The following is an 18,580-nucleotide window of genomic DNA, read 5'->3' as shown; positions in this document are numbered from 1 at the left end:
ACTTTGCCGGCAGGCCCGTATAATTGCGCTTTTTCTCGTAGCTTACTGCCAAATTTGCAGGTACCCGGCTGCCAAAGCTGGTGCCTGTGTACAAGGCATGCTTTTTGCGGCCCCATTCGCTTTACCATTAGTACACAACACACATGGCCCAGGACCAAAACCCCCGCAAGCGGGGCGGCAGCAATAACCTTTACTGGATATACGGCATCATCTTCATGCTCATCCTTGTCGTCTTCTTTGTGCTACCCGACCGCCAGGCCGGCCAGCAGATAGACGACCAGAAGTTCTGGAGCCTGGTAAATGCAGAAAAAGTAGACCACATCCGGATTGTGAACAACGAGCGGGTAGAGGTCTTCCTGACCGAAGAAGCCCGTAAAGAGCAGGCCAGTGGTAAAGGCACCGACCAAAAGCCCGGCCTATTTTCCGGCTCGGATGGTGGCCCACAGTACACCTATCAGCTAAGCCGGAACGATGATGGCTTTTTTGCCAAACTGCGAGACAAGAATGTACCCTTCCGGAACATAGAGGAGAAGGACTACATTACCCCCTTTCTGCAAATCCTCATCCCCATCTTTATCATCATCGCCATCTGGATGTTCCTGATGCGGCGCGTAGGGGGGGGCATGGGCGGCTCGCAGATCTTCAATATCGGCAAGAGCAAGGCCTCGCTCTTCGACAAGGAAAACCGGGTAAAGGTTACCTTCAGCGACGTAGCTGGCCTGGAAGAAGCCAAAACCGAGGTGGAGGAGGTGGTAGAGTTTCTGCGCAACCCCAGCAAGTTTACCAAACTGGGCGGCCACATCCCCAAGGGCGTACTCCTGGTGGGCCCTCCCGGTACGGGCAAGACGCTGCTGGCCAAGGCTGTAGCAGGCGAGGCGGGGGTGCCCTTCTTCAGCCTGAGTGGATCTGATTTTGTAGAAATGTTTGTAGGCGTAGGGGCAGCCCGTGTGCGCGACCTCTTCAAGCAAGCCAAGGAAAAAGCCCCCTGTATCATCTTTATAGACGAAATAGATGCCGTAGGGCGTAGCCGTGGCAGGGCCAACATTACGGGCGGCAATGACGAGCGCGAGAATACTCTGAACCAGATCCTGGTGGAGATGGACGGCTTCAATACCGACCAAGGCGTCATCCTGATGGCAGCCACCAACCGGCCCGATGTGCTGGACACCGCCCTGCTGCGCCCAGGCCGCTTTGACCGCGTAATCGGCGTAGACCGGCCCGATCTGAAAGAGCGTGAGGCCATATTCAAGGTCCACCTGAAAAAAATTGTGAAAGGTACCGGCATACAGGTAGAGCGACTGGCGCAGCAAACGCCCGGCTTTGTGGGGGCAGATATCATGAATGTGTGCAACGAGGCCGCCCTGATTGCTGCCCGCAAAAACAAGGAGGCCGTGGATATGCAAGACTTTCAGGATGCCATCGACCGAATCATTGGCGGACTGGAAAAGAAGAACAAGATTATCTCGCCGCGCGAGAAGAAGGTAATAGCCTACCACGAAGCCGGCCACGCCGTAGCCGGTTGGTTTCTGGAGCATGCCGAGGCACTGGTAAAGGTGAGCATCATTCCACGCGGCATTGCTGCCCTGGGCTACGCGCAGTACCTGCCCAAGGAGGAGTACCTGAACAATACCGACCAGCTGCTGGACAAGATATGCGTAACCCTGGGTGGCCGCGCGGCCGAGGAGCTGGTATTCGGCAAGATCTCTACCGGCGCACAAAACGACCTGGAACGCATTACCCGCATGGCCTACTCCATGGTTACCGTATATGGCATGAGCGATGAGGTGGGCAACCTGAGCTTTACCCGAGACGAGGGCGAGATGACCTTTACCAAGCCCTATAGCGAGAACCTGGCCGAGACCATAGACCGCGTGGTGCGCGAGATGATAGACGGTGCCTACCAGCGGGCACTGGACCTGCTAACGCGGCACCGCAGCCAGCTGGAGGCTGTGGCGCAGGCCCTGCTGGAGAAAGAGGTAATCCTGATAGACGACCTGGAGCGCCTGCTGGGCAAGCGCCCCTTTGCCAGCGAGGAGGAAAAACCCGAGCTGATCGAAACATCGCCCGAAGCCGAGCCCGCCAGCGAGGCGTAGGCTACACGCCCGGAACCGCATCTCCCCATGCCCCCAGCAGTGGACCCCAACAGCAAGGCCGTAGACGGGACATCCCCCCCTGCGGGCCGGAAGGTGTATATGGTGAGCGATGTGCACCTGGGTGCGCCAGACCACGCACGCAGCCTGCAGCGCGAGCGGCGGCTGGTGGCCTGGCTGGACCGAGTAGCTACAGACGCACAGGAGATCTACCTGCTGGGAGACCTATTCGACTTCTGGTTCGAGTGGCGGCACGTGGTGCCCAAGGGCTATGTGCGCCTGCTGGGCAAGCTGGCCGAGCTGAGCGACCGTGGCATACCCATCACGGCCCTGTCGGGCAACCACGATGTGTGGTACTACGACTATTTTCCCACCGAGCTGGGCATACCCGTCTACCGAGATCCCATTATCCGCACCTTCTTTGGCCAGCAGTTCTACATTGCCCACGGCGATGCCCTGGGGCCTGGAGACCGGGGCTACAAACTGCTGAAGGCTGCCCTGCGCAACCCCCTGCTCCAGTGGGCATTTGCCCGCCTGCACCCCAACCTTGCCATTCGCATTGCCCACTGGAGCAGCAACACCAGCCGCAATGCACAGGAGCGCCGCCACAAGCTGAAAGACTATGGCGAAAAAGAAATGCAGGTACAGTTTGCCCGCCAATATAGCACCCAGCACCCGCAGATAGCCCACCTGGTGATGGGCCACCGCCACCTGGCCCGCCACCTGGCCCTAAACGACCACTGTAGCCTATGGGTGCTGGGCGACTGGATAGAGGACTTTTCGTATCTTGAGATCAGTGAACATGGCGTATGTATGCGGGTGGATCAGCCTGATGCTGATTAGCAGCTGGCACAGCACACAGGCCCAGCCCGATACCCTGCGCCTGCTGGCACCCCAGGTAGCACTGGCCGCTGCACCCGAAGCCCAGCTGCTGGAGGTAGACGAAGAGGCCAACCTGTACCTGCTAGATAGCCAGCGCAGCAGGCTGTACAAGTTTTTTGCCCGCTACCAGTACGATAGCAGCATCGCAATAGGTGGGCAGGGCATAGCGGGCGAGGCCCTGAATAACCCCAGCCAGGTAACCAGCGCGGCCCGAAACAAACTGTATGTGCTGGACAGGGGAAACCGAAGGGTGGTGCTGATGAGTGTAAATCTCCGCGAAATCAGATCCTACCGCTTCGAGCAGCCCATTATAGGCGTAAACCAGGAAAAGTACACACGCCCCATCTACCCCCGCGCCCTGGCCGTAAGCCCCCAGGGCGAGCTGTACCTGCTAAATGGCGAAGACCAGCAGGTGCTCAAGTTCGACACCTTTGGGGAACTGAGTCTTACCTTCGGTGGGTTAAACTACGGCGAGGGCAGCCTGATGCACCCCAGCCAGCTGCTCTTTGACCACGAAAACTATGTGCAACCCTACCTATACGTAGCAGACACCAGCCGGCAGCTCATTCAGGTATTTGACATATTCGGGGTCTATCAGTTCGACCTGAAACCCCAGACGGGCTTCCGATGGACGCGGGCCTCGCTTTATCGAAACCAGCTGGTGCTCTTCAACCAGCAGCACCTAGCCAGGTACAACATCGCAAACCAGCAGCTGGCCTACCTGCGCCTGCCCGACCCAATAGCCGTGCAGGATGCTGTGGCACACCGGAACGGCATCTATGTGCTAAGCAAAAAACAGGTACTTTTGTATACGAATCATGATTGAAAAAATAGCAGAACTGGAGCAGCGCCTCGCGGAGGTAAATGCAGCCCTGTCAGACCCCTCCGTTACCAGCGACATGAAACGCATGACCGCCCTGGGCAAGGAGTACAAGGAGCTGGAGCGCGTGGTAGCCGTGGGCCGAAAGTACCGGCGCATGGCCGAAGATATAGAGGGTAGCAAAGAGCTGATAGCCACCGAAACCGATGAGGAGATGCGCGAGCTGGCAAAGGAAGAGCTGGCAAACCTGCAGCCCAAACTGGAAACCCTGGAGGCAGAACTGAAGAACCTGCTGATCCCCAAGGACCCTACCGACAGCAAGGACGTGATAATGGAAATACGCGCCGGAACCGGTGGCGACGAGGCAAGCCTCTTTGCCGGAGACCTCTTCCGCATGTATCAGCGCTATGCCGAGCAGAAAGGCTGGAAGTTTGAGGTGCAGGAGTTTCACGAAGGCACGGTGGGGGGCTACAAGGAGGTGGCCATCAGCATAAAAGGCGAGGACGTGTACGGCTCGCTCAAGTTTGAAAGCGGTGTACACCGTGTGCAGCGCGTACCCAATACCGAAACCCAGGGACGGGTGCACACCAGTGCGGCCACCGTGCTGGTAATGCCCGAGGCCGAAGACCTGGATGTGGAGCTAAACCTGAACGACGTGCGCAAAGACACCTTCTGCTCCAGTGGGGCGGGGGGCCAGAGTGTAAACACCACCTACAGTGCCGTGCGCCTAACCCACCTGCCCACCGGCATAGTGGTAAGTATGCAAAACGAGCGCAGTCAGCTAAAGAACTACGACCTGGCCCTGAAGGTACTTAAGTCCAGGCTGTACGATATGGAACTGGCAAAGCGCCAGGAAGCCGAGGCAGCCACACGCAAGAGCCTGGTGAGCAGTGGCGACCGCTCGGCCAAGATCCGCACCTACAACTTCCCGCAGAGCCGCTTTACAGACCACCGCATCGGCCTGACCCTCTATAACCTGCAGGCCGTACTGGCTGGGGAGCTGGAAGAGGTGATAGAGGCCCTGCGGATAGAGGAAAACGCCAGCAAGCTGAACCAAACCCGCGTGGGACAGGGCTAACAGGCTATTATTCAGGATTATTCTCCTGAGAAACAATGCGCATGGGAAAGAATGCATATAATTGCGCCCATGCGAACGATGTTTTTATTGGCACTCAGCCTGTTCGTCTGGGCCAGATGGGCGCAAGCGCAGCAGGTGCAAGGCACTGTGCTGGACGAAACCGGTAGCCCCCTACCACATGCCAGCATACAGATAGAGGGCACTACAAGCGGCACCCTGACAGACCAGGACGGACGCTATACCCTACGGCTTGCACAGCCTGGCAGCTACGTACTCATCTACCGCTACATTGGCTACAAAACAGCGCAGCGTAGCCTAAACCTGGCAGCCGGAGAAAACCGGGTGCTAGAGGCTATACAGATGGTGCCCGATCCGCTAACGCTGCCAGACATCTATGTAACCGGAGATGGCAAAGACCCCGCCTATGGAATCATCAAAAAGGTAAAGGATAAGCGGCAGTACTATGAGGAGCTGCTGGGCGACCACAGCTATCAGACCTATGTGAAGGTACGTGTAGACCAGCCAAAACTGACAAAAGAGGGTGCCTCTACACTTAAGAAAGTAGGCGGGCGCGACGCAGAAAATACGGATAGCCTCAACAACCTGCCGGGCCTGCTATATCTAGCCGAAACACGAAGCAAAGCATATCGTAGCCCGCCAAGCGGATACAAGGAAGTAATTACAGACAGCAAAGTATCGGGCCAGAGTGATATGTATGCTGCCTTCTCTTCCTCCGATCTGGATTTTGACCTACAGCGTAATGTAATTAAGCTGGACGAGCTGGGTTCGCGGGGTGGCTTCGTATCACCCATAGGGGCCGGTGCCTTTATCAATTATCACTACAAGCTGGAGGGTGCGGTACAGCAGGGCGAACATCGGCTTTTCAAAATTTCCGTCATCCCCCGCCGCCAGAACGATCCGGTATTTTCCGGCACCCTATGGGTGGTAGATAGTGCCTGGACGGTGGCAGCCCTGGACCTCGTGCTCACAAAAGAGCGGCAGCTAATAAGCATTCTGGACACCCTGCGCATCAAACGGCAATACATACCGGTGGGGCCCGAGCTGTGGCTAACTCAGCAAACGGTGATGGAGTTTAAGGGCGAAATCTTAGGCCTGGCAGTTTTCAAGGGTAAGCGGGTTGATTTTCTTGACTCATACGAGCTTAAACTTCCAGTGGGTGTTGATTTAAGCAAGGATAAAGAGGTACTACGAATAGGGGATGAGGTAGTGAAAAACGATACAGCCTACTGGGCTAACCGGCGGCCTGTGCCACTGGATAGCCTGGAGCGCAGAGACTATCAGCTAAAGGATAGCCTGAAACTCCGAGAGAGTAGCCCTGAGTACCTAGACTCTCTTACCCGTACTCAAAATAAATTCAGCGTCAGCAACCTCCTTAATCGCTATCGCTATACCAATTATCAGAATAACAACTACCTGGAGATTAAGTCCCCGCTTTCGGATTTGTATTTCAACACGATGGAGGGCTGGAATGCAACCCTTACCGTAAGCAAACACTGGAACTTGGACAAAGAGCAGAAAAAACAGATTGTATGGCATAGCAGGCTCCGCTATGGCTTTGCTAGCCAGCGCTATCTGGGCAATACGGTGCTACTGTACCGGCAAGAAAACCGCCGGGTACAGGGCATAGACAGAGCTGGCTATCAAATGGGGGTATTTGGCGGGCACTATGTTTCGGAGTTTTCGGGCGATATGGTACAAATCAATCACCACTTCAACACGGCTTATACCCTGATAGACCGGCAAAACTACCTGCGGCTGTACCTGCGCACCTATGCGGGCCTACGCTACGAGCGGCGCCTGACCCCCCTACTAAGCCTAGCCCTGTGGTCTAGCTGGGAGCAACGAAACCCACTGGTGAACCGAACAAACTTCTCGCTGGCCGCAGAGAGCCTGCGCCCCTACCAGCCCAACCTGCCCGTACAGGAGCAGACGGTGTGGAAATCGCAGATCAACCTACCAATCCATTTCAATCAGCACTACGCCAGTACCCCCGATGGCCGCTTGTACCTGGATGGTGGGGAATACAACCTAGCCTTTCACTACCAATATGGCACCTATCTGGCAGGCCCGGCGGGCCAGTTTAACAAGCTGTGGGCCAGCTGGCAGGATGTATACAGCCTCGGCCTACAGGGCGAGCTGCACACCTATGCCACGGCGGGCACCCTGCTAGATACAGCAGGCCTGGCCCTGCCCGACTACCAGCACTTCCGTGGAAACCAGATACAGCTAGGCGCTGGCGAGGCACTCAGCCAGTTTGGCACGCAGGACTACTACAGCTATGCCACCGGTGCCAGCTGGGCCGAGATTCATACTGAATACCACGACAACGGTTTCCTGTGGAATAAGCTGCCCCTGCTGCGCAAGCTAAAGTGGCATACCCTGGCCGGCATACACTACCTGACCACGAATGACCGTGGCGTGTACTCGGAATGGAGCGTAGGGCTGGAAAATATCGGCTATAAATTTATTCGCCCGATACGCGTGGAATATCGCCAGCGCCTAGTGGGCGAGGGTAGCCGCAGGCAGCAGTTTCTGCTCTACTTTCAATTTTAGCGAGGGTGAGATAGTCACCTAGTCTTCCCGCAGCAGGGTGTAGCTAAAGGAACTGAATGCCGCCTGGTACTCACGCCCACGCAGCTGGTGGTGCATACCTTTCCGTATCATATTGTCATCCAGATGCTTGGCGGGCACTAGTCGCTCGCGCCGGGGCCCATCACACGCCCGGCTATCCCAGTAGTCGGCCTGGATCAAGATATACTTTCGGAAGTAATAAGCCTCACCCTGGCACTTTCGGCCCTCCACCGTCTTTCTGGCACACACCACCTCTTTGCCCTGGTAGTAGTACACCTCCTGGATGTGGGTGCTATCTCCCTCCAGGTAGTTCACGGTTACCCGGTTCAGTTTGTTGCTCGCTTTGTCCTGCCGGCTGAAGGGCTCATGCGCAAAGTTTACCAGCCGCTTTAGGTAATCCTCCTCATCCGTTTCGGCCTCCAGGGTTACCACCATCTGATGGAGGCCCACCCCCTGCGAGGCCGAGTCGATGCGGGTATCCAATTGGGCGGCATACTGCCGGATGGCTAATATCTCGGGGCTAACGCGCCGCTGCTGGGCCTGCGCAGGCATGGAACCGAGTAAGAATGAGCCAAGAAGAAAAAGTGTCCTCCAGTACATCGTGCAAACAATACGCTATGAGCCCTGTATGGCTACTGCAATCGGGTTCCTTTCTCCACTACCACAGTGGTATCAAAACCGCCACGGGTGTTGTAGATCATCTCTACCCGCAGGTATTCGGGGGCCAGGGTACGCCACAAGTGGTCGAAGATGAGGTCCGTTACCGGCTCCTGAAAGATCCCGTCTTCGCGGTAGCTGAACAGGTAGTACTTCAGGCTCTTCAGCTCAATACACTTGTCAGCAGGCACATAGTGTATGCGCAGGCGGCCAATGTCTGGCAGGCCGGTGCCGGGGCATACCGCCGAGAACTCTGCGGTATCGTAGGTGATCAGCTGCTGGTGGGTGGGCCGAAAATCGAAGGTCTCGAGGATCTTCAGTTTTTCCTCGGCCTGAATTTCGTGGCGGGTATCTCGGATTTTTATTTCGGGCTGCTTCATCGTTCGGGGGTTAGCTGGCAGGGCACTACAAAAGCCGACGGAAAGTGTAGCTGCACGTCTTTCACAAAGGTTTTGGCTTCCTGCTCGGTCTTGAAGTTGCCCACCCGTACCTTGAAGTTGGGCTGGTCGAACTCCATGTATACCGGCTGGCCAGTGCGCAGCTCCATAAAGTCAAACTGTGCCAGGCTAGCCTTTTCACGGTCTCCGTTGTAGATCTGCACCCGGTACACAATGCCCGAACCCAGCGTTCGGTAGGGGTTTGCATACTGCCGCAGGCCTATGTCTATGGCGGTATCCTGCTGGATGTGAACACTGGGCTTCCGCAGGCTGGTGTCTGCCCGCAGGATTGTGGGTGCCCCTGTGCCCACCTGTATGCGCTCAAAGGGATCGGAGAATGTGGCTACATCCCGGTACTGGCTTAGCCGGATGGGCTGGCCATAGGTGCCAGGCTGGGCCTGTGCCAGCGTGGGGTTGGCTCCGCCCAGCCACAGGCAGCAGAAGAGGAAAAGAACTATAGGCATGGTGAATCGGGAAGAAGAATGGAGGTGCCCAGGCGGTCGGCACCTGCCTGTAGCAGGGCGTGTGCCTGCTGGGGGGTGCGGATTCCGCCCGAGGCTTTGATCCGGACGGTGCTGGGCAGGTAGCCCCGTATTTTTCGAATAAGCTCCGGCGTGGCGTGGCCACCCAGTAGGCCCGTGCTGTTTTTCACATAGTCGGCCTGGTGGTGGGCAGCCAGGGTGCATATTTGCTCCAGCTCCTGCTCGCTCAGCAGGGCAGCCTCTATAATCACCTTAAGGACTGCCCCATGGCGGGTGCTAAGCGTGCGCAGGGCCGCTATCTCGGCACCCAGGTAGTCCAGGTTACCGCTTTTTAGCAGGCAGATGTTTAGCACCACGTCCAGTTCTACAGCTCCGGCCTGTATGGCCTGCCCGGCGGCAGCCAGCTTTACTTCCGTAGGGCTATAGCCATAGGGGTAATCTACTACGGTGCTAACGCGCACGCCTGCGTGCTGTACCAGCCGGCTGGCCAGGGCTACGTAGCAGGGCGGGATGCACAGGCCGTATACGTGCTGTTCGGCAGCCGTGGCGCACAGGGCCGTTATGTCGCTCTGGGCGGAATCAGGCCTTAGCAGGCTCAGATCAGTTTTGCTGCGGATCACTTTTGTTTTCGTTCCTGGGCTCGTCTTTCGCGGCGACTTATTTTGCGCTCCTCGCCATCGGGCCCCCCTACGGGTATGCCTACTGGCACGCGCTGTGGTGCCTGGCGGCCCTGTGCATTGGCATGCTGGGCACGCATGCGGCTAAAGTCTTCGCGCTGGGCTACATAGTCGTTTTCGCCCTCCTGGCCCTCCAGCTCGCCTCGGTGCAGCAGGGTGCTCACCTTCTCATTCACCACCTTCAGCATCTGCTGGAAGAGTTCGAATGCCTCGAATTTGTAGATCAGCACAGGGTCTTTCTGCTCATACACGGCTGTTTGCACGCTCTGCTTCAGGTCATCCATTTCGCGCAGGTGCTCTTTCCAGGCTTCGTCTATTATGTTTAGCACCACACCTTTCTCAAAGTGAGTCATCAGGGCATAACCCTCTGTTTCCAGCACCTCGGCTATGGGCAGGTGCATCCGCAGCACGCGCTTCCGGTCGCTCATGGACACTTCTATCATCTTGTACTGCGGCTGCTGGCTGTGTATCTCCTGCACCTGGGCGTAGAAGTGCTGCGCCAGGCGCTGCGCCTTCTGCTGGTAGCGGGCAGATACGCCCTCGTACAACTGCTGGCTCAGCTGCTGGGCGGGTAGTTTATCCAGCTCCTCGGGGCTGAATGCGGGGTCGTAGGCAAAGAGGCGAATACTCTCCATACGCAGCTGCTCAGCATCGCCCGTGGGCTGTATGGCGGCCACCAGGGCCTCGCATTCATCATAGATCATGTTATCCAGGTCCACCTGGATTCGGTCGCCAAAAAGGGCGTTGCGGCGGCGGGTGTAGATCACTTCGCGCTGCTTGTTCATCACGTCGTCATACTCCAGCAGGCGCTTGCGGATGGCGAAGTTGTTTTCTTCCACCTTCTTTTGTGCGTTGCTGATGGAGCGGGTGATGAGGCGGTGTTCAATCACCTCGCCTTCTTTCATTTTCAGCAGGTCCATTACCTTGGCAATGCGCTCGCTGCGGAACATGCGCATCAGGTCGTCTTCCAGGCTGATGAAGAAGACGGACACACCGGGGTCTCCCTGCCGGCCTGCACGGCCCCGCAGCTGTCGGTCTATTCTGCGGCTTTCGTGGCGCTCGCTGCCTATGATAGCCAGGCCGCCGGCCTCCTTCACGCCTGGCCCCAGCTTGATGTCGGTACCGCGTCCGGCCATGTTGGTGGCAATGGTTACCTTGCCCGCCAGCCCTGCCTCTGCCACTATCTCGGCCTCACGCTCGTGCTGCTTGGCATTCAGCACATTGTGGGTCAGGCGGCGCTGCTTCATCATGCGGCTTAGCAGCTCACTCACCTCCACACTGGTGGTGCCCACCAGCACGGGCCTTCCGGCATCCACATGCTGCTGTACTTCCTCTATGATGGCGTTGTACTTTTCGCGCTTGGTTTTGTACACCCGGTCGTTCAGGTCTCGGCGGGCGGTGGGTTTGTTGGTGGGCACTACCACCACATCCAGTTTGTATATCTCGTAAAACTCACCGGCCTCGGTCTCGGCAGTACCGGTCATGCCCGCCAGCTTGTGGTACATGCGGAAGTAGTTTTGCAGCGTAACGGTGGCAAAGGTCTGCGTAGCGGCTTCCACCTTTACGTTTTCCTTGGCCTCTATGGCCTGGTGCAGGCCGTCGCTGTAGCGGCGGCCAGGCAGTACGCGGCCCGTGTTTTCATCCACAATCATCACCTTTCCGCCCTCCACAATGTACTCTATATCGCGCTCAAACAGGCAGTAGGCCTTCAGCAGCTGCTGTATGCTGTGCAGGCGCTCGCTTTTTTCGGCATAGTTCTGGGTCAGTTCCTCCTTTAGCTGCATGCGCTGCTCGTCGCTCAGGCTGGTGTTCCCGGCCAGTTCGCTCATCTGGGCGGTTATGTCGGGCAGGATAAAGAGGTCCTTGTCGCCCTGCTGGCCAGCCAGTAGTTCTATCCCCTTGTCGGTCAGTTCTATCTGGTTGTTCTTTTCGTCGATGGTGAAGCACAGGGCTGCATCCACCTCGGGCATGCGCTTGCTGTTATCGGCCATGTACAGGGCTTCGGTCTTTTGCATCAGGGCCTTGGCACCCTGTTCGCTGAAGTATTTGATGAGGGGCTTGTACTTGGGCAGGCCGCGGTGTGCGCGTAGCAGGGCCAGGCCCGCTTCTTTGGGGGCAGTCTCGGCCTTATCTCGCCCTTCGGCCACAAACTGCTGTACCAGCTGGCGCTGGGTGTTCACCAGCTTCTCGATGCGGGGCTTCAGTTCATTGAACTCATGCTTATCGCCACGCGGTACGGGGCCGCTGATGATGAGGGGCGTGCGTGCCTCGTCTATCAGCACCGAGTCCACTTCATCTATAATGGCGAAGTGGTGTTCGCGCTGCACCATGTGGTCGGGCTGGTTCACCATATTGTCCCGCAGGTAGTCAAAGCCGAACTCGTTGTTGGTGCCATAGGTAATGTCGGCCCGGTAGGCGGCGCGGCGTTCGTCGCTGTGGCTTTCGTGCTTGTCTATACAGTCTACGCTTAGGCCGTGAAACTCGAATATGGGGGCATTCCACTCGGCATCCCTGCGGGCCAGGTAGTCGTTTACGGTTACCACATGTACGCCCTGGCCAGCCAGCGCATTCAGGTAGACGGGCAGCGTGCTCACCAGGGTTTTGCCCTCGCCGGTGGCCATTTCGGCTATTTTCCCCTCGTGCAGCACCGATCCACCCATCAGCTGCACATCATAGTGCACCATGTTCCATACAATCGGGCTACCCGCAGCTTCCCACTGGTTTGTCCAAATGGCCTGGCTGCCTTGTAGCTGCACATGGGGGTGGGTTTGGGCGTAGCGTCGGTCATAGTCTGTGGCTTCCACTACCAGCCGTCCCAGCTCGGCCATGCGGCGGCAGGTCTCTTTCACCACGGCAAAGGCCTCGGGCATCAGGGCCTTCAGGGCCACCTCCAGGCGGGCATTTCGGTCTTTTTTCAGCTTATCTAGCTGGGTATACAGGGGCTCTAGCGCGTGTATTTCGTGCGCTTTTTTGTGCGCGTCTATCTCGGCCTTCAGCTGCGCGATAGCCTCTTCCAGCTCCGACAGGGATTCTGCTATATAGGCTTTGAAATCGCCCGTCTTTGCCCGCAGGGCATCATCCGAGAGGGAAATGAGCTGCTGTTGTATTTCATTTACCTCAGCCGCCAGGGGCTTTAGGGCTTCTACGTCTTTTTCCTTCTTCGACTTGAAAAGGCTACTAAATAATCCCATAGGGGTAAAAAAAGAGGTTGCTCCGGACAAAAATTTTTCTGTGCAAAGGTATCGATTTGTGCACGCTTTTGCTAGCCGGTGGGGCAACTGGTTGCCCCGTAGTGCTTCGGGCCTTCCGTATGGATGCGGCTAGGGGTTTAGCGTCCACTGGGTGCCCTCGGGCTTATCCAGCAGCTGGATGCCGGCTGTGGCCAGCTGGTCGCGAATGGCATCGCTCAGGGGCCAGTTCTTTTCGCGTCGGGCCTGGTTGCGCAGGTCTATCAGCACCTGCATGGCAGCCTGCAGGGGTTGGCTCTGGCTGGGCAGCTCGGGTGCCAGGCCCAGTATGTCCTCGGCATAGTGCTTCAGCAGCGCGGCCAGCCGGGCACGGTCGGCTTCGGTTATTCTCAGCTCCCTGCTCTCCACTTTGTGGATAAGGCTGCAGGCATCAAAAAGCTCGGCAATGGTGATGGCGGTATTGAAGTCGTCGCACATGGCGTCTTCCAGCCGCTGTGCCAGGCCGTCCAGGTCCAGCGTGGTGTCGGGGCTGATGGGTAGGCCCGGCACCAGGCCAATGGCGTGCATCAGGCGCTTGTAGCCCTTCTCGGCAGCCTGCAGGGCCTCATTGCCAAAATCGAGCGTGCTGCGGTAGTGCCCCTGCAGGATAAAAAACCGGATGGTCATGGGGCTATAGGCCTGTGCCAGGGCGGGGTGATCGCCGGTAAAGAACTGGCTGAGGGTAATGAAGTTGCCCAGGCTTTTGCCCATCTTCTGGCCGTTGATGGTAATCATATTGTTGTGCAGCCAGTACCGGGCCTCGTGCATGCCCTGGGCGTGGTTGGCACAGGCGTTGCTCTGGGCTATTTCGGCCTCATGGTGGGGGAAAAGCAGGTCCATGCCGCCGCCGTGTATGTCGGCCACCTCGCCCAGGTATTTGGTGCTCATGGCACTGCACTCTATATGCCAGCCGGGGAAGCCCACGCCCCAGGGGCTATCCCAGCGCATAATGTGCTCGGGGTCGGCGCGCTTCCACAGGGCAAAGTCGGCGGGGCTGCGTTTTTCGGCCTGCCCTGCCAGGTTTTCCCGGCTGCCAGCCAGCAGTTCCTCTACACTACGCCCGCTTAGCAGCCCGTAGGGGTATCGGGCTGCATAGGCCGCTACATCAAAGTATACGCTGCCGTTTGCCTCGTACGCAAATCCGTTCCGGATGATCTGCTCCACCATGCGTATCTGCTCGGGTATATGGCCGGTAGCCTGGGGTTCTATGCTGGGGGGCAGCACATTCAGCAGCTGCATGGCCGCCCGGTACTGGTTGGTATAGTGCTGGGCCACCTCCATAGGCTCCAGCTGCTCCAGGCGGGCTTTTTTGGCTATCTTGTCTTCGCCCTCGTCGGCATCATTCTCCAGGTGGCCCACATCGGTTATGTTTCGCACGTAGCGCACCTGGTAGCCCAGTGCACGCAGGTAGCGAAAAACAATGTCGAAGGTAATGGCTGAGCGGGCGTGGCCCAGGTGCCCCTCTCCATACACGGTGGGGCCGCACACATACATACCTACAAAGGGGGGGTGCTGGGGTTCAAACCGTTCTTTCCTTCGGCTTAGGGTATTGTATACATACAGCTCCTGCATGCCACAAATATAGGCCAAAAGGGCTAAGGGGCTGGGCGGGATTTTTATCTGGAAACTTTGAACTTTATAATAGTTTCCCCAGTTTTCGGTTCGGCTCTGGCCAGCCGGTGTAGTGTATGGAGACAATGGATACAAAGCAACGAATCGTACAGGAAGCAAGCAGGCTGTTTATGCAGTCGGGCCTGCGTGCTGTTACGATGGATCAGCTATGTGCCAACTTGGGTATGAGCAAGAAGACGCTCTACCAGTTCTTTTCGGACAAGAATGCCCTGGTGGATGCCTGTACCCGAGAAATGATGGAGCACCACCAGGTGGATATTGAACTGCTGAAGCAGGAGGCCGTAGACCCCATTGACAGCCTGCTGCGGGTAGATCGTTATTTCACGGACTTCCTCTCCACGATCAACGGCCTGATGCTTACGGACCTCCGTAAATACTTTCCGGATAGCTGGGCTAGCTTTCGCCAGTTCCGGAACGAGTGCCTGCTGGCAGATATACGCGAGAACCTGCAGGCGGGAATAACAGATGGCCTGTATCGTGAAGGGCTGGATCTGGATATCGTATGCCACTTCTACAGTGGGATTGTAGACATGCTTTTTGACGCAGAACTATTCCCCAATGAGCTTTTTGACAGGGTAGCCGTGCACCAGCAAACCATTTCTATCTATCTGTATGGCATAAGCACCCTGCGGGGCCGACAGTTACTGGATAAACATTTGGCTGAAAATCAAGTTTGAACATGAAGCGTTTTTTTGTAATCATCCCCATCCTGCTACTCGCCCTGGCACAGGCCCAGACCGGCGAGCTGTTTCGTTTCTCCCTCGAGGACTGCATCCAGTACGCCCTGGAGCACCAGCCCATGCTGAACCGCAGCAGGCTGGCCATAGATGCCCGGCAGAAGGATGTGAATGAAGTAATTGCCACCGGCCTGCCGCAAATCAACGGCTCGGTGCAGGCGCAGAACAACCTTGTGATTCCTACCACCATCATCCCCGCAGGGGTATTTGGGGCCGATAGCGAGGAGCAGGCCGTACGGTTTGGCACACGCTACAATGTAACGGCGGGCGTAAGCGTGGAGCAACTGATCCTGGACGGAACGTACTTCCTGGGTGTAAAGGCGGCCAAGCAATATGTGGAGCTGAGCCGGATACAATACAACCGCACCCAGCGCGATGTGCGTGTGGCCGTGGCAAAGGCCTACTACAGTGTGCTGGTAAATGGCCAGCGGATACAGGTGCTGGCCGAGCAACGAAAAGGACTAAAGCAGCTGCTGGAGGACACCCGGAAGCTGTACCAGAACGAACTGACCGAAGAGCTGGATGTGAACCGCATAGAAGTGAACTACAACAACCTGGAAACCGAGCTGGAAAAAGCCCGCGGGCTGGTGCTGCTCAGCCAGGTGCTGCTCAAGTTCCAGATGGGAATGCCGGCAGAAGACACCCTGCTGCTGGTGGAGGAAGAGCTGAGTAGCCCACTGCAGTTTGCCCAAGACACCCTGCAGCAGCTGGACTACACAAGCCACATAGAGCATAAGGAGCTGCAGCAGAGCATGCGCCTGACAGAGCTGAACGAAAAGCGCTACCGCACTGGCTACTACCCCAGCCTGTCGGCCTTTGGCAACTTCCAGTACCAGAACCTGGGGGATGAATTTGCCCGGAATGAAAACTGGTTTGGGGCTGCCTATATAGGGGCTGGCCTAAGCATACCCATCTTCGACGGGCTGAGAAAACGGGCACAGATACAGCGCACGCGCATAGAGCGCATGCAGCTGGAGTATGACATGCGCAACCTGGAGAACAGCCTGTACCTGGAGTTCCGGCAGGCGCGCATCAACTACATAAATGCCCAGCGCCAGCTGGAGATACAGGCCCGAAACCGAGACCTGGGCAAAAGGGTGTATGATAACACCCGCCTGAAATACCAGCAGGGCATAGGCAGCAACCTGGAGGTGGTGCAGGCCGAGGCAGACTATAATCAAAGTCAGACCAACTACTTCAACAGCCTGCTGGAGACCTACATAGCCCGCATAGACCTGCAAAAAGCACTGGGCGAGCAGGAGTAACATGTGCCGCCACCCGCCGGCTAGTCACCATGCCAGCAGGCAGGGGCTTCCGTTACGGATATCGAGGCAAAAATGCACAACGTGCAACACTAGGCTGGCTGAAAGCCAATCAGCAGTACGTCGTCTATTTGCCGGTGGCTACCCTTCCAGCTATCGAAGGCATGTGCCACCAGCGTAGCCTGCTGTGGCAGGGGCAGGGGGGTGGCTTTTTCCAGTAAATCGCGCAGCCGGCCGGAGCTGAATTTCTGCCGGCGCGCATCCGACCAGCCAAATTGGTCCTTGAATCCATCGGAGAAAAGATAAAAGGGACCGGCAGCGGTGCGCTCCACGGTGTGCCGTGCATAGCCACTACGCTCGGGCTGCGGGTGCCCCCCCAGGCCATAGGGCGTGGGACGGATGTGCTGTAGGCCGCCAGCCGACTGATAATAGAGCGGGATGCCGGCGCCGGCATACTGTAGCGTGCCTGCATCCCAGCTAACAATGCCGGCCTCCATGCCATCCTGCACCTCTGTTTTGCCAAACACTGCGAGCAGCCGCTCGTGCATGCGGGCCAGGATATGGGCAGGATCTGTAATTCCCTCTGTATGAACAGTTTGATTCAGCATATTAATGCCCAGCAGAGACATGAAGGCGCCAGGCACCCCATGGCCTGTGCAGTCTACCACAGCCAGCACCGTATGCCCGCCCTGCTGGCCCATCCAGTAGAAGTCTCCACTCACTACATCCCTGGGGCGGTAAAACACAAAGCTGGCGGGCAGCAACCTGCCCAGCAGGGCCTGGCTGGGTAGCAGGGCAGTCTGTATCCGCCGCGCATAGGCAATGCTGTCTTGTATCGTCTCCAGGGCATGCTCCAGGTCGTGGTTCAGGGTAGCCAGCTCCACATTTTTCAGCCTGTACAGCTCGCTCTCTCGCTCGGCGCGTTCCGTTTTTAGCTGCATTTCCAGGTTTTCTACCTTATCGCGCAGCTCGTTGTGGAATAGCTGTTCGTGCAGCTCATGGTACTGCTCAAAGTAGAGCATGCTCTGGCGATAGTCTCCCAGCCCCTTATAGGCCAGGGCCATTGTTCTGTACAGCCGTGCCAGCTTGCCCTTGGTACCCAGCATACGCGATAGCCGCACCCCTTCTTCCAGCCCCCTGATCGCCTCGTCATAGCGCTGCTGCAGCACATGCAGCTGGCCAAGGTGCAGCAGGGTGGTAACAATGGGATCCAGGTACCCGAGGTCTCGCCGCAGGGCCAGGGCCTCATTCAGGTATTGCGCTGCCGTTTCCAGGCGGCCCATCTGCAGGTAGATGGTACCCAGGTCGTCAAAGCTGCGGGCCACCCCCCGTGCCTGGTCCAGGGCCTCGTATATGCCCAGGGCCTTCTGCTGGCAGTATAGCGCACCCTCATAGTCCTTGGTAGCCAGATAAGCGGCACCAGCGCCATTGTAGCAGCGGGCTATGATCGCGTTACCCGCCTGGGGCCGCCAGGTTTCTATGCTTTTCTCGTAGTAGTAGATGGCATCGGTGTACTGGTGGGTATCCAGATAAATAGTGGCCAGGGTGTAGTAGGCAATGCCGCGCTCCTTGGGGTGCGTATCGCCGTGCTCTGCCAGCTGGCGGGCCTGTATGCCATGGGTCAGCGCTGGCTCATATTCGGCCAGGTTGTTGTAGCACATGGCTCGCAGGGTTATCAGCAGGGTATAGCCTGGAGGCCTGTGTGCCAGCTCGGCGTGCTGCTCGGCCTGCCCCAGCAGTGCCAGTGCCTCGGCATATTGGGCATCCGTAATTTTGCGGAGTGCCAGTACCGAGAGGGAGAGGGTAAGCCCCGGATGATAGCCCGCCTGCTGAAAGACGGGGAGCAACTCTTCATTTAGCGCGTGCACATCATCGCCGGAGCCAAACAGCCGGTCGAACAGGGCTGCTACGTGGCCCGCCAGCAACGCCGCCTGGCTCACGGTAGCGTCCGAAATCGGGGGTGAGCCAGCAGGGTGCATGGATGATTGCATACAACAAGATAGGGCT

Annotated in this window: 14 protein-coding genes; 7 read left to right on the top strand and 7 right to left on the bottom strand. The window is 57.5% G+C overall.

The features are described from left to right. The first annotated feature begins 143 nt into the window (after positions 1 to 143). From ftsH to LW884_02040, 5 genes are all read left to right on the top strand, one after another. Positions 144 to 2,093 (top strand): ATP-dependent zinc metalloprotease FtsH, encoded by a 1,950-nt coding sequence (gene ftsH, locus LW884_02060; GenBank protein MCE3007121.1) that lies wholly within the window; start codon positions 144 to 146, stop codon positions 2,091 to 2,093. Positions 2,094 to 2,120: 27 nt separating this feature from the next. Further along, on the top strand, positions 2,121 to 2,933 hold the full coding sequence (locus tag LW884_02055) for a UDP-2,3-diacylglucosamine diphosphatase (GenBank protein MCE3007120.1): 813 nt from the start codon (positions 2,121 to 2,123) through the stop codon (positions 2,931 to 2,933). Next, on the top strand, positions 2,893 to 3,798 hold the full coding sequence (locus LW884_02050) for a hypothetical protein (protein MCE3007119.1): 906 nt from the start codon (positions 2,893 to 2,895) through the stop codon (positions 3,796 to 3,798). The genes LW884_02055 and LW884_02050 overlap by 41 nt, the downstream gene beginning before the upstream one ends. Beyond that, the gene (prfA, locus tag LW884_02045; protein ID MCE3007118.1) at positions 3,791 to 4,870 is read left to right on the top strand and encodes a peptide chain release factor 1; all 1,080 of its coding nucleotides are present in this window, start codon (positions 3,791 to 3,793) and stop codon (positions 4,868 to 4,870) included. The genes LW884_02050 and prfA overlap by 8 nt, the downstream gene beginning before the upstream one ends. Positions 4,871 to 4,939: 69 nt before the next feature. Next, positions 4,940 to 7,444: a DUF5686 and carboxypeptidase regulatory-like domain-containing protein gene (locus LW884_02040; protein ID MCE3007117.1), complete on the top strand. Its 2,505-nt coding sequence runs from the start codon at positions 4,940 to 4,942 to the stop codon at positions 7,442 to 7,444. A gap of 18 nt (positions 7,445 to 7,462) precedes the next feature. Here the strand turns inward: LW884_02040 and LW884_02035 are convergent, their stop codons facing one another. From LW884_02035 to cysS, 6 genes are all read right to left on the bottom strand, one after another. Next, a complete protein-coding gene (locus tag LW884_02035; GenBank protein MCE3007116.1) occupies positions 7,463 to 8,014 on the bottom strand; it encodes a hypothetical protein in 552 nt (183 codons plus the stop codon). An 80-nt stretch (positions 8,015 to 8,094) separates the two neighbouring features. Continuing rightward, positions 8,095 to 8,499, bottom strand: coding sequence for a preQ(1) synthase (gene queF / locus LW884_02030; protein ID MCE3007115.1), 405 nt, complete (start codon positions 8,497 to 8,499; stop codon positions 8,095 to 8,097). After that, complete coding sequence (locus tag LW884_02025) at positions 8,496 to 9,020, bottom strand: SPOR domain-containing protein (GenBank protein MCE3007114.1); 525 nt, start codon at positions 9,018 to 9,020, stop codon at positions 8,496 to 8,498. The genes queF and LW884_02025 overlap by 4 nt, the downstream gene beginning before the upstream one ends. Beyond that, positions 9,011 to 9,658: a deoxyribose-phosphate aldolase gene (gene deoC, locus LW884_02020; GenBank protein ID MCE3007113.1), complete on the bottom strand. Its 648-nt coding sequence runs from the start codon at positions 9,656 to 9,658 to the stop codon at positions 9,011 to 9,013. Before deoC ends, LW884_02025 begins: the two co-directional genes overlap by 10 nt. Then, a complete protein-coding gene (gene secA, locus LW884_02015; GenBank protein ID MCE3007112.1) occupies positions 9,655 to 12,906 on the bottom strand; it encodes a preprotein translocase subunit SecA in 3,252 nt (1,083 codons plus the stop codon). Before secA ends, deoC begins: the two co-directional genes overlap by 4 nt. Positions 12,907 to 13,035: 129 nt before the next feature. Continuing rightward, positions 13,036 to 14,514, bottom strand: coding sequence for a cysteine--tRNA ligase (cysS, locus tag LW884_02010; GenBank protein MCE3007111.1), 1,479 nt, complete (start codon positions 14,512 to 14,514; stop codon positions 13,036 to 13,038). 125 nt (positions 14,515 to 14,639) lie between these two features. On the opposite strand from cysS, the gene LW884_02005 reads away from it, so the two are divergent. After that, positions 14,640 to 15,251, top strand: coding sequence for a TetR/AcrR family transcriptional regulator (locus LW884_02005; protein ID MCE3007110.1), 612 nt, complete (start codon positions 14,640 to 14,642; stop codon positions 15,249 to 15,251). Between the two features lie 2 nt (positions 15,252 to 15,253). Continuing rightward, positions 15,254 to 16,576 (top strand): TolC family protein, encoded by a 1,323-nt coding sequence (locus LW884_02000; protein MCE3007109.1) that lies wholly within the window; start codon positions 15,254 to 15,256, stop codon positions 16,574 to 16,576. 89 nt (positions 16,577 to 16,665) lie between these two features. Here LW884_02000 and LW884_01995 read toward each other — a convergent pair whose 3' ends face one another. After that, positions 16,666 to 18,564: a tetratricopeptide repeat protein gene (locus LW884_01995; protein MCE3007108.1), complete on the bottom strand. Its 1,899-nt coding sequence runs from the start codon at positions 18,562 to 18,564 to the stop codon at positions 16,666 to 16,668. Between the last annotated feature and the right edge of the window lie 16 nt (positions 18,565 to 18,580).

The sequence above is a fragment of the Bacteroidota bacterium genome, assembly GCA_021300195.1.
GTDB lineage: Bacteria > Bacteroidota > Bacteroidia > J057 > JAJTIE01 > JAJTIE01.
The sequence above is the reverse complement of the archived record's forward strand: the minus strand, read 5'-3'. Positions and strand labels throughout refer to the sequence as shown.